This is a genomic window from Streptomyces sp. NPDC046862, assembly GCF_040704615.1.
Classification (GTDB): Bacteria; Actinomycetota; Actinomycetes; order Streptomycetales; family Streptomycetaceae; genus Streptomyces.
Genome location: NZ_JBEYXP010000059.1, coordinates 50,295 through 62,178, shown reverse-complemented (window position 1 = coordinate 62,178; position 11,884 = coordinate 50,295). Strand labels below are relative to the sequence as shown.

Sequence of the window (11,884 nt, the reverse complement as noted above, 5' to 3'; positions counted from 1 at the left end):
CCACCACCACCGCACCAGAGCGACCGATGCCCATGCACGCCACCCGGCTTCCCTTCCGGCAGTTCCTGCTGAAGATCCACAGCCGCTGCAACCTCGCCTGCGACTACTGCTACATGTACGAGGCGGCCGACCAGAGCTGGCGGGACCGCCCTCGTCGCATGGCGCCGGGAACGGTGCTCAAAACCGCCGCCCTGATCGCGGAACACGCCCGTGAGCACGGCCTGCCGGAGGTGAACGTCGTCCTGCACGGCGGCGAACCGCTCCTGGTCGGGCCCGAGTACCTGGCCACGCTGCTCCAGACGCTCACCGGCGCCCTGGACGGCGTCGCCCGGCTGCGCGTGACCGTGCAGACCAACGGCATCCGCCTCGTGGAGGACCCCGGACTGCTGCCCGTCCTCGACCGGTACGACGCCCGTATCGGGATCAGCCTGGACGGCACGGCCGCCTCGCACGACCGGCACCGGCGGCGGCCCGACGGACGCGGCAGCCACGCCGACACCGCACGGGCCCTGCGGGCGCTCGCCGACGGGCCCTACCGGCGGCTGTACGCGGGACTGCTGTGCGTGGTCGACACGGCCGCCGATCCGGTGGAGACCTACGAATCCCTGCTCGCCTTCGCGCCACGACGGATCGATCTGCTGCTGCCGCACGGAACATGGCAGACCCCGCCACCCGGCCTGGGGGACCGGTCCTCCCCGCCTGCCCAGCCCCCGGCGCGGGGCGCTCCCACCCGGCCCACGCCCTACGCCGACTGGCTGCGCACCGTCTTCGACCGCTGGTACGGCGCCCCCCGCAGGGAGACCGGCATCCGGCTCTTCGAGGAGATCATGGCGCTGCTGCTCGGCGGCACCTCGCGCAGTGAGGCCGTGGGCCTGACCCCCGTGGACATCGTCGTCGTCGAGACCGACGGGACGATCGAGCAGACGGACTCGCTCAAGGTGGCCCACCCCGGAGCCCCGGGGACCGGCCTCGACGTGTTCCGCAACACCTTCGCCGAGGCCGCCGCGCACCCCGCCTTCCACGCCCGGCAGCGCGGGCTCGCCGGGCTCGGACCGCTGTGCCGCTCCTGTGCCCGCGCCGCCGTCTGCGGGGGAGGGCTCTACGCCCATCGCTACGACCCCGGGGCCGATCCCGCCTTCTCCGGCCCCTCGATCTACTGCCATGACCTCGCGGCGCTCATCGACCACATCGGCGACCGGCTCCGCCACGACGTCGCCGAACTCGCGGCGGCACGAGGGGAGGCACGGTGAGCGCCACGCCGGAGATCGAGCCGCACGTCATCGACCGCGCCACCTTCGCCGCCCTGGCCCGCGCCCGAGGAGGCGCCCGGGCCGTCACCCAGCTGCGCGCCGGACAGCTCAGCAAGCGGGCGCTGATGGTGGTCGCGCTGTACCGGAAGGCGGCCGCGGGAGCGTCGGACGCAGAGGGCGTCGACGCCGTGTACCGCGCCCTGGCCGAGCTCAGCCGCCGGGACCCGTACGCCTACCGGAACGTCATGCTCCACCCCTACCTCGACGAGGGACTGGCCCGGGCCCTGGTGGTGCTGGAACGGGGCGAACCAGCCGACCTGGCCTGGCTCGACCGGCTGGTGGCCGACCCGTACGGCGACCCCTGGCCCCGGGTCCGCGCCGAGTGCGACGGGCACGTACTGGAGTTGCGGATCGCCGACAGCGGGCCCTTCCGCGACGCCCACGGCCACGCCCTGGCCGACCCGCTCGCCCCCGATGGAGTGTCCCGGTGGCAGGAGGCCCTGGGCGCCGCCTGGGAGGTACTCGTCCGCCGGCACCCCTGGCACGCCGAAGCGGTGGCCGCCTGCCTGACGACCCTGGTGCCCCTGCGGCCCAACTTCGACGGCACGGCGGTGAGTTCGGCCGCACGACGTGCCTACGGGGCGGTCGCGGCCTCCTTCACCGACGACGCCACGCTGCTCGCCCTGACCCTCGTCCACGAGTTCCTGCACGTGCAACTCGGCGCCCTGATCGACATGGTGCCGCTGCACGGCCCGCCGACGGACCGCCGCTACCACGCGCCCTGGCGCCCCGACCCCCGGCCCGCGGGGGCCCTGCTGCAAGGCACCTACGCCCACCTCGGCGTGGCCGACTTCTGGCGGGCCGAACTGGCCGCCGGTACGGGCGGGGAACGCGCCCGGCGCGAGTACGACGCCTGGCACGCCCACACCCGCGACGCCGCGCACACCCTGCTGGGGAGCGGCGAACTCCTCTGCGAGGGCGCGCTGTTCGTCACCGGGATGCGCGACGCCCTGCAAGAGATGGCCGTTCGTCCGTAGGGGGACCGCCGTCCCCGCCGTTCACCGGCGGTACCCGGCCAGCGCGGTGCGCGCGTGGTCGACAGCGGAACGCACGCCGAGCAGCGTCACGGGCCGCCCCGCCACCTCCCGCACCGCGAGCACCCCGGGGCCGAGCGCCGCGCCGAGGACGCCGAAGTCACTGTCGTCCAGGGCGAGATCCTCGTACGAGATCCAGTTGCCCCGGGCCTCCACGACACAGCGGTACGTCCGCGTGGGCGGGGGTGGGTCCATCCGGTACTCACCGAGGTGGAAGGCGGTGCACACCTCGAAACCCACGCGGAACAGCAGTACTTGGGCGTCGGCTTCGTACAGCCGGGCCAGCGGTGAGCCCTCGCCGAGGTGGCAGTGCGGGTCGTGTCCGGCGAGCAGTTCCTCCGCCCGCCGGCCGACCGCGGCGAACGACGTCTGCGGATGCGTGCTGCGTACGGCGCCCGGCGTCGTCCGCACACACTCGGCGAGCACACCCATCGACGGGCAGGGGGTGACGTCCGGCTCGAACGGGGGCATCAAGGCCCGGAACTCGGAGGCCTCCCGGTCCGTCAGCCCGGCGGTGAGTCTCCGGTGGGCGGTGGAGGTGTCGGAGTTCTCGGGCGTGAAGGCGGGGACGACGAGGGTGCCGTCGGGGCCGAGGACGTCGAGCAGGGCGTTCCGTACCTCGGTGTCGCGCAGGCCCGTGTCGTGCAGGGAGGCGTGGACCATCAGGGCGCCCCCGGGGCGGACGCCCAGTTCGCCCAGTGACCGGACCAGTGACCGGACCGGTTCGCCGCGGCTGGTGTCGTTTCCCAGGGTGTGTCCCCTTTGGGGCGCGGGCGCAACATTCGTCACTGGCGGCACTGTAGCCGGTCCCGAAGCCGGCGCAGGACCAACTCGCCGGGGACACAGAGTGGTTGCGTCTCGACGCACGGTCTGGAAGTACCGCGGCCGCCCGGCCACAATGAGGCACCGTCGATGAGCGAGGTGCCAGGTGGGGGCTCCGGGACCGAGCACGACCATAAATGATCACGATCTGCCGCCGCTGTACACGGTGAGTGACCGCCGTGCGATGAGCCGGCAGAGTGAGTCGTTCCGTCTGGTGCGGGCGCAACTTGTGGTGCTGCTGCTCGCCACCGCTGCGGCCACGCTGGCGGAGCGCCTCGACAGCCGGGTGCCCGCGGCGCTCGCGGCCGTGCTGTACGCCCTGACGATCGTCACAGGGCTGCGTACGTCGAGCCGCAGGGCCCGCGCCCACTGGCAGGCCCATCGCGCCGTCGCCGAGACCGTGAAGTCGCTGGCGTGGCAGTACATGGCGTGCGGCGGACCGTTCCGCTCCGGCGCCCCCGACCCCGACGGGCTGTTCGCCGAGCGGCTGGAGGAGCGCCTGCGCGAGCTGCGCCGGATGGGCTGGCGGGACCCGCGCGGCGCGGCGGACCTGGGCGCGGCGCAGATCACCGCCTCGATGCGGGCGGTACGGGCCAGGCCGTTCGCGGCCCGGCGGGACGTCTACCTGCGTGACCGGGTGCTGGAACAGGTCGTCTGGTACGGCAACCGTGCGGCCGGTTCCCATCGTGTGGCGGTGCGGTGGTCCACGGTGACGGCGGTGCTGACCGCGCTGGCCCTGGTCGCGGCGGTCCTGCGCGCCCTGGGGATGACGGGCGGCTGGGACGTGACGGGGCTGGCGTCGGCGGCCGCGGCGGCCGGTGTCGCCTGGCAGGAGGTACGCAGACACCGGCCGTTGACGTACGCCCACACCCTCATCCGAACCGAACTGGAGACCCTCCGCATCACGATGAGCACGACGGTGACGGAGGACGGCTGGGCCGAGGCCGTGGCGGAGGCGGAGCGGCTGGTGTCACCCCTGCACACGGAATGGCTGACGCGGTTCGGGGTGTGACGGTGTGTGATGGCTGTGGCGGCTGTGGCGGCTGTGGCGGCTGTGGCGGCTGTGGCGGCTCTGGCGACGTCTGGCTCCGTGTGCGGGACGGTGACGGTACGTCAGCCGCGCTCCACCCCGTCGCGCCACAGCACGGTCACCGGGACCCCCGCCCCGCGGGCGTAGTCCACGACGTCCCCCGTGCCGCCGAGCCCTCGTGCCGGGGCGCCGTCCCACACGGCGACCAGACGGTCCGCGTGGTCGACGACGTAGCGCCCGGCCGCGTAGTACGCCTCCTCGTGCGTCGCCTCGCGCGGCAGCTCCACGCGCTCCGCACAGGACTCCAGGAGCCGGCGGTAGGACCCACGGGTCTCGGCGTCCCCGAGATGGGCCTCGTAGTCCATGCCGGGGATCACCGCCGTCAGCGGGACGCCGCAGTCCAGGGCGATGTCCGCGAACAACTGGTCGGCGCCGGCCGCGAGACAGCTCAGGGCCCGAAGCGGGCCGGGACCCCGCAGCTGGGCGCGGATGCCCGAGCGGACGGCCGGCAGGACGGCGTCCGGGATGCGGCGGTGCCCGGTGACGCCGATCCGGGTCACGCGTTCCATCGCCGGCCTCCCCACCCTGGCCATCGCCCAGGAACCCCGTCGAGGCTCACCCTAATCTCACACGGCGTCCGGCGACATGTGCCGTGCGAGTGGTGCCGGGTCAGTCCGACTCGAGGTTCAGCTCCAGCGGTTCGACGCGGCCCTCCAGCATGGCGCCCAGGCCCTCGATCGCGCACAGTTCGGGGCGTTCGGCGATGCTCACCGGCATGCCCGTGGCCTGCCGCAGCATCTGGTCGAGGCCCGGCAGCAGCGCGCTGCCGCCCACCATCATGATCCCGCGGTCCGCGAGGTCGGCCACGAGGTCGGGCGGGCAGTCCCGCAACACCTTGCCGATGCCGTCGAGCACGGCCGTGAGCGGGGTCTGGATGGCGTCGCGCACGGCGGCCGTGTCCACCTTGACGGACCGGGCGAGCCCGGTGGCGACGTCCAGTCCGTGGATCTCGGTGGAGGCGGGCCCGTGCGGGGTCAGCCCGTTGCCGGACAGGGCGAGCTGGAGCGGCCGTACGGACTGACTGGGCAGGATCAGCTCGTGCTGGAGGCGCAGGTGCTGCACGATCGCGTTGTCCACGGCCTCACCGCCGACCGGAATGCGCTCGGAGGTCACGATCGAACCGAGCGACAGAACGGCCAGCTGGGTCGCGGCGGCACCGCACACCATGATCATGGTGGCCTCCGGGCGCTCGACGGGCAGCCCGCAGCCGACCCCGGCGGCGACGATGGTGTCGACGAGCTCGACACGCCGGGCACCGAGGCCCACCAGCGTCTCGACCGCCGCGCGCCGGCCCAGCGGGTCCGCGTCGTTCGGGGTGCAGGCGGCGGCGCGCAGGAAGGGCTTGCGGCGCAGCGTGCGGCGTACCTTGTCACCGAGCAGATGGCGCAGCATGCGCTGGGCCATCTCGATGTCGACGACGCTGCCGCCCGACACGGGGCGCACGACCCTGATGTAGTGGGGCGTACGCCCGGTCATCCTCTCCGCGAACTCCCCGACCGCGATCAGAGCACCCGTCCGGGTGTTCACGGCGGCCACGCTCGGCTGGTCGACGACCAGGCCGGCGCCCTTGACGAACACACGGGTCCGGGACGCCCCCAGGTCGACGGCGAAGTGGCAGCGGCGCAGCTGGTCCAGCCTGGCGGTCATGGGGTCCTCCCGGTAGCACGGACCGCGTGGTCCTTGGCGGCGGTCTTCCTGCATCGTGTGCAGGGGGAGGGGTGCGGCGCCCTTCTGGATGGGCCGGGTGGGGTGCGGCCGGACGGGTGGTGTCGGGCCGGTGTCGCGTGTCGCTGACACGCAGTCAGGCGGGACGGACCGCTTTGAGGAGGAGTTCCAGGGAGGTGACGGTGTACCGGCAGCCCGCCTCCCGCAGCCGTCGCTCGTCCTCCTGACCGGTGACGAACCCGATGAAGGGCAGACCGAGTGCGGACGCGGCGGTGAGCTCGACGACGGAGGAGCCGACGAGGACGGCGTCCTCCGGCGCGGTGTGCAGCCGTTCCAGCGCGCGGACCAGACAGTCGGGGTGCGGCAGGAGAAGTGCGGCGTCCTCGGCGCGGCCGTGGACTCCGCCGGACGCCGAGCCGGTGAGCCCCCGCCGTGCCAGGTAGGCGGTGACGGCGTCGGACGAGTGGTCGGTGACGACGGCGACGCCCAGGCCCCGGTCGGCGAGCGCGTAGACCAGGGGACCGGCGAAGGGCGTCGGCACCGCGGCTCCGAGGTGCTGCTGCTCGATCCCGTCGAGCGCTCGGCTCAGCTCGGGTGCCAGACGGTGGCCCGCGAGAGCGCGCAGGAGGTCCAGCGGGTCGGGGTCCCCCTCCCGGAGCTGTGCGGGTGGCCCCTGAAGGAGTGGTTCCGCGCCGCTCGGCGTGTCGTCGGGGCGGCGCAGCTCGTCGAGGCGCGCGGCGAGGGCACCGGCCATCCTGGTCCGGCGGCTCGCGGGGACGCGGGCGAGGGTGCCGTCGAAGCCCAGGAGGACGGACTCGGTGTGGGCGAGAACCGGGGCCGGGTCGTCCGAGGGCGCCGTGCCCGCACCGCTGCCCCGCGCTGTCCGGTCCGGTCGTGGTGCGGGCTCGGGCGAGAGCCGCACCGCGAACGTCACCGCCAGCCCGGGGACCGGCCATCCGCGCAGAGCCTCGTGCACGGCGCGCTGTGCCGTGCCCGCCCAGCGTGGCGGATGACGCCGGGTGATGCGCGCCGCCTCCCGGGCGAGGTGCTCGAACAGACGCTCCATCGCATCGGAGCCCCCGTCGCGCACGAACGCCAGCGGGTCGTCCACGTGCCACGACAGCTCGGCCGACGCCACGAACGTGGTACCGCCGGAACCGGGCAGCAGCAGTTGGCGCGTGGCCTGGTGCGGGGTCAGGTCCACCTCGTAGTACGTGACCGGGGAGGGCACGGGACGACCGGTCTGCGGCCCGTCGGGGTCGAGCACGGTCAGGGTGCCGTCGGGCGCCGTGTGCACGACCGCCCTGTGGCCCTCGCGGGGCGGGCGGATCTCGGCGAGGTGGCGGACGGTGATGGGACCCCGCACGAGATCGCGGCTCTTGCGCTGCGGCGGCGCCGGCTCCGGGAGGTCCAGCGGCAGGTACCAGGCGAAGGGCTGGGCGTCCGGCGACGGGCCGCGCAGGGGCAGGAACCCGGACGGGTCGACGGGGAGGTCGGCGGCGCCCGTCAGTTCCTGGTACAGCGCTGGGGACAGCACGACCACGACGTCCGCGGGGGACCGGTCGAGCGTGGACCGCAGGCCCGCGGGCGCGGCCGGACCGTCGGCCCGGGCGAACCGGGCGGTGTGCCAGAAGGCCACCCGGACCCCGGGCGGGTCCTCCACCTCCAGCAACGCGGCCACCTCCAGCAACGCGGCGGGGAGTTCACGCAGGACCGTCCGCAGGGCGGGCAGCACGTCCGTGCCGGGCTCGGTCACGACCACGTACCCGTTGTCGCGGGTGAGCAGCTCGTACCGGCTCGGGTCCAGACCGCACAGGGAGAGCAGCCACGGGAGCGTGCGGCCCAGCGAGCGGTGGACTGCCGGGTCAGGGTCCGCGTCGGTGATCTCGACGGTGACGGTGGCCCGCCCGCTCTCGGGCACGGAGCCCTGCGCGAGCGCGTGCAGACGGCGGAGGTCCTCGTGGTCCGGGTGCTCCTGGAGGAGAGGAGTGAGGTCGGCCGCGGCCTGCTCGAAGTGGCCCAGTTCCAGGTCGAGTTCGGCGCGGGTGACGTACAGGGACAGACGGAGGGTGCTCAGGCGGGCGCGGGCCGCCCCGGCCGCGGGGCCGGGGACGCCGTCGAGGGGGTCGCCATACCAGAGGTCGAGGGCGTACTGGACCGACGCGCGTGCCGCCCCCGGATCGCCCTCGGCCCGGCGTGAGGCGACCCTGGACACCAGGTCCTCGCAGCGGAACACATCGATGGCGGAGGGCGTCGTGTGGAGCGCGTAACCGTCCGCCGTGGTGGCGAGGAGCCCGGGGCCGAGGGCGGTGCGCAGGGAGGAGACGAGGGCGGCGAGTTCCCGATGGGCGCGCTCAGGGGGGTGCTGTCCCCACACACCCTCGATCAGTTCCTCGTTCGTCACGGGCCTGCCGTGCCGCAGGAGCAGCATGCACAGCACGGCCTGGGCGGGGCCGTCGCCGACCGGCCGCGGGTTCTCCCGGCCGACGCGGACGGGGCCGAGCAGGCCGTACGGGTGCCGGTCCTCGGCGACGGCCTCCAGCACCTCCCTGAACGAGGGCTCCTGGAACAGGCTTCTGCCCTCGCGCTGTACGTCGAGGGACGGGTTGAGGAGCTTGTCCGCGGCCAACGGGAACCTGGCCCGGAACAGCGCGAGCCGACGCGGAAGAGGGGGCTTCGGCCCGTCGTCGGGCCGCGCCAGTCCACCGCCCAGGTCGATCAGCAGGCGGCCGAAGTCCTCCAGGTCCTTCGACTCGGTGCGGCCACGGGTGTTCCCCATCCTGAATCCGGTGATCTTCACCGTGCCGTCCGAGCACAGCAGCAGGCTCGGCGCGGTGAGCGAACCGTGCACCAGGCCCTGCTCGTGCACGGCTTCGAGCCCCTTGGCGACCTGGTGCGCCAGGGGCGCCAGCACCCAGTACGGCACGCGGAAGCCGCCCTCGGCGGTGAGCTCGGCCAGGGAGAACCCTTCCACGAACTCGGTGACCAGGTAGGGAACGTCGCCCTCGACGCCGTACCCCTCGACCGAGATCACGTGCCGGCTCCTGAGTTCGGCCAGGAGCCGTGCCCTCGCCAGGAACTGCCCGTGCTCCCGCCGCGCGGAGTGCTCGTGCACCACCACGGTCCGGTCGAGCCGCGTGTCCCGGGCCAGCCAGGCGACCGGGGAGCCGAACCCCAGCGGCCGCTCCAGCCGGTACCTGCCCAGCACCACCCGCGAGTCCCCCACGGGCGCCCCGCCCAGCCGCCGCAGGCTCTCCGCCCGCACCTCCGCGAACGGTTCCCCCCGCGCCGGGACGTCTCCGTCGCCCGGCGCCGCGATCCGGAACTCCCGGGCCGCCACTCCCGCCCGCTCGTCGATCAACGCGCCGACACGGGCGAGGAGTTCGGACGCCCGCCCGTGGGCCGTGCGCGGCAGGGTGCGCAGGAGCAGCTCGCGCACCCCGGGACGGAAGGCGTACGACCCGGGCGGCCCCGGCACCGTGGTCAGCAGGCCGCTCAGTATCACCTCCGCCAGGTGCTGGGGGCGCGGGTCGGGCTCGATCGCGGCGTGCAGGAGCCGCATCACCGGCAACTCGGGGCGGCCGAGGGCGAGATGGCCGGCGAGGCGGAAGGCCTCGGGGGACGCGAGGGAGCGGAAGCGCAGGACGAGCTCCTCCGGCGAGAGCCGCTCCACGTCGCTCCGGCCCAGTTCGTCGACCGGGTCCAGGGGAGGCACCGGCCCGAGCGGGGCGACGGAGCCCGGCAGCCGGCCCGCCCGGCCCAGGAGCTTCGACCAGTTCGCGAGCCAGGGCGCCGAGGGTTCCAGCACGGGAAGGGGAAGCGAACCGGGTTCGGCGGCGTCCATGACGTACGAGTCCACCTGGTACGCCGAGTTGGGCGCCGCCGGGGCGGGAGACGTGATCCGCGCGGTCGCGGCGGGCAGTGCCGTGGTGCGCCACAGGTGTTCCGGCAGCGGCTGGACCACGGCCACCGGCATCCGCGCGGCCCACCGCCGCAGTGTGCGGTACCAGCGCTCGCCCGCCGCGCCCTCGCGCCACTGCGGGCCCATGCAGTCGGAGACGATCAGGGTGACGGTGCGGCCGTCGGCGTACGACTCCTGCGAACCCGGCCGCCGCACCGTGCCGTCGGCCGACAGCCGGTGCGACTCCACCGTGCGGAACACGCCCGACTGCGCGAGTGCCGTGCGCAGTTCGCGGACGAGCGGGCCCCATACGGGCATGGTCGGACCGGAGTCGTACACGAGGTGCAGGGTCAGCCAGCGTTCGGTCGCCGGGCGCAGGACGGGCTGCCACCACTGGGGTGACGCGCCGAGCAGGGCGATGCGGTGGGCTGTCGCCTCCTCGTCCACCTCCTGCCCGAAGGGCGCCGGGACCCGGCGCTTGAGGGGGCGCAGGGCGCGCTGGAGGGCGAGGGGGTGGGACAGCATCGGCGGTGCGGGGGCCAGCAGCGCGGTGTGCCCCACGGGGCTGCCGCCGTCGCCCCCGCCCGTGCCGGGCAGGCGCAGGGGGACGCGGTCGTCGGGGTGCGCCGGGTGCGGTCCAGGTGCCTGTCGCGGTCCCGGACCCGAGTCGGAACCCGAGCCCGAACCCGTCTCCGTGTCCTTCTCGTGTGTCCCGGGGGCCGGCGTGGGCCCGGGCGGCTCCGGGCGGGGAGAGGGAAGGAGCGGCGCGGTGCTCGACTCCGGGGTCCGGCGCTCGTGCGGCCGGCCGGCCGCACGGCCGTCACCGGACGCCTCCGGCCCCGCCATGTGCCCGGCCAGCCACAGCAGTTCGGCCAGCTCGACGGAGGTCGGCGGCTCGCCGCCGCCCGCCTGGGCGAGCAGGTCGGCGAGCCGGCCGATCCCCTCCGTCCCGTCTCCCTCGGAACTCCCGTCTCCCTCGGAACTCATCAGAACGTGTCCGCCTCGTCCCCGGAGCGGCTCAGATACGGCATCAGCTGCTCGGCGAGCTCGTCGCGCGACGTGGCGTCGAGGCCCGCCACCCCGGTCAGGTAGACGGCGTTCAGCAACTGGTCCGTCGCCAGTTCCCCGTCCGTGCCCCGGTCCATGAAGCGGTCGATCAGCTCGCGGGCGTAAGCGTCGGGCTCCCCCAGGTGGGCGCGCACGATCTGCTCCAGATGCGTGTCGCGCGGCTGGTGCAGTTCGAGGCGGACGCAGCGGCGCAGGAAGGCCGGCGGGAACTCTCGCTCGCCGTTGCTGGTCAGCACCACGAACGGGAACGTCCGGCAGCGCACCCTGCCGCGCGCCACGGGCACCCGGTCGTCCGTCCCGTCGACCATCACCTCGGCCGTGGGGGTGTGCCGGGCGGCCCGCACCAGCTCCGGGATCTCGTACTGGCCCTCCTCCAGGACGTTCAGCAGGTCGTTCGGCAGGTCCAGGTCGCTCTTGTCGATCTCGTCGATCAACAGGGCGCGGGGGCGGCCGTACGGCAGGAGGGCCGTGCCCAGGGGGCCCAGACGCAGATGGTCCTGGAGTTCGCCGTCGAGCGGCGCCTGCTCACGGTGCGCGGCGCGCTGCTCGCGCGCGGCGGCGCGTCCGGCCGCGTACAGGCGCGACAGCGGGTCGTACTGGTAGAGGCCGTCGCGCAGTGTCGTCCGGCTGGTGATGTTCCAGCGCAGCACCGGGCCGAGCCCGAGCTCACGGGCCACCGCGTACGCGAGGCTCGACTTGCCGCTGCCGGGCGGGCCGGTCACGAGCAGGGGCCTGCGCAGGTACAGGGCCGCGTTGACGAGCTGGACCGCGCGGTCGGTGGCGCGGTAGGTGCGGGCGCGGTGGCGGCGGTCGGGGGAGGAGGCCGAGGCGTCGTCACCGTCGGCGGGGGTGGCCAGGGCCGGGCCGCCGTCGAAGGCACGCCACGGTGGCGGGTCGGGCAGCCGGTCGATGCCGTCGTGGGGCTCGCTCGAACCCGTGTAGACGGGCCACAGGGACATGGGGGTGTGCTCCTCGTGCGAGTGCGTGCGTGCGG

8 protein-coding genes are annotated in these 11,884 nt (G+C 74.3%); 3 read left to right on the top strand and 5 right to left on the bottom strand.

What is annotated here, in order from left to right; all coding sequences use genetic code 11:
• The first annotated feature begins 26 nt into the window (after positions 1-26).
• Positions 27-1,250 carry an FxsB family cyclophane-forming radical SAM/SPASM peptide maturase gene (locus tag AB0959_RS43685; RefSeq protein ID WP_366832429.1) on the top strand — a complete coding sequence of 408 codons (1,224 nt, stop codon included), beginning with the start codon at positions 27-29 and terminating at the stop codon, positions 1,248-1,250.
• Positions 1,247-2,287: an HEXXH motif-containing putative peptide modification protein gene (locus AB0959_RS43680; RefSeq protein WP_366832428.1), complete on the top strand. Its 1,041-nt coding sequence runs from the start codon at positions 1,247-1,249 to the stop codon at positions 2,285-2,287. Before AB0959_RS43685 ends, AB0959_RS43680 begins: the two co-directional genes overlap by 4 nt.
• Before the next feature lie 21 nt (positions 2,288-2,308).
• Here AB0959_RS43680 and AB0959_RS43675 read toward each other — a convergent pair whose 3' ends face one another.
• Complete coding sequence (locus AB0959_RS43675; protein WP_366832448.1) at positions 2,309-3,055, bottom strand: AAC(3) family N-acetyltransferase; 747 nt, start codon at positions 3,053-3,055, stop codon at positions 2,309-2,311.
• A gap of 268 nt (positions 3,056-3,323) precedes the next feature.
• Between AB0959_RS43675 and AB0959_RS43670 the strand changes: the two genes are divergently transcribed.
• On the top strand, positions 3,324-4,178 hold the full coding sequence (locus AB0959_RS43670; RefSeq protein WP_366832447.1) for a DUF4231 domain-containing protein: 855 nt from the start codon (positions 3,324-3,326) through the stop codon (positions 4,176-4,178).
• 101 nt (positions 4,179-4,279) lie between these two features.
• Here the strand turns inward: AB0959_RS43670 and AB0959_RS43665 are convergent, their stop codons facing one another.
• From AB0959_RS43665 to AB0959_RS43650, 4 genes are all read right to left on the bottom strand, one after another.
• Positions 4,280-4,765 carry a hypothetical protein gene (locus AB0959_RS43665; RefSeq protein WP_366832427.1) on the bottom strand — a complete coding sequence of 162 codons (486 nt, stop codon included), beginning with the start codon at positions 4,763-4,765 and terminating at the stop codon, positions 4,280-4,282.
• 100 nt (positions 4,766-4,865) lie between these two features.
• Entirely contained in the window at positions 4,866-5,903 is a 1,038-nt protein-coding gene (locus tag AB0959_RS43660; protein ID WP_366832426.1) for a rod shape-determining protein, read from the bottom strand.
• 154 nt (positions 5,904-6,057) lie between these two features.
• Positions 6,058-10,809, bottom strand: coding sequence for an SAV_2336 N-terminal domain-related protein (locus AB0959_RS43655; protein ID WP_366832425.1), 4,752 nt, complete (start codon positions 10,807-10,809; stop codon positions 6,058-6,060).
• Complete coding sequence (locus AB0959_RS43650) at positions 10,809-11,849, bottom strand: MoxR family ATPase (RefSeq protein WP_366832424.1); 1,041 nt, start codon at positions 11,847-11,849, stop codon at positions 10,809-10,811. Before AB0959_RS43650 ends, AB0959_RS43655 begins: the two co-directional genes overlap by 1 nt.
• Positions 11,850-11,884 lie beyond the last annotated feature (35 nt).

Bases quoted from the DNA above. Each gene is read 5' to 3' on its own strand.
- AB0959_RS43660 (WP_366832426.1), bottom strand. From the start codon at position 5,903: ATGACCGCCAGGCTGGACCAGCTGCGCCGCTGCCACTTCGCCGTCGAC.
- AB0959_RS43665 (WP_366832427.1), bottom strand. From the start codon at position 4,765: ATGGAACGCGTGACCCGGATCGGCGTCACCGGGCACCGCCGCATCCCG.
- AB0959_RS43650 (WP_366832424.1), bottom strand. From the start codon at position 11,849: ATGTCCCTGTGGCCCGTCTACACGGGTTCGAGCGAGCCCCACGACGGC.
- AB0959_RS43685 (WP_366832429.1), top strand. From the start codon at position 27: ATGCCCATGCACGCCACCCGGCTTCCCTTCCGGCAGTTCCTGCTGAAG.
- AB0959_RS43655 (WP_366832425.1), bottom strand. From the start codon at position 10,809: ATGAGTTCCGAGGGAGACGGGAGTTCCGAGGGAGACGGGACGGAGGGG.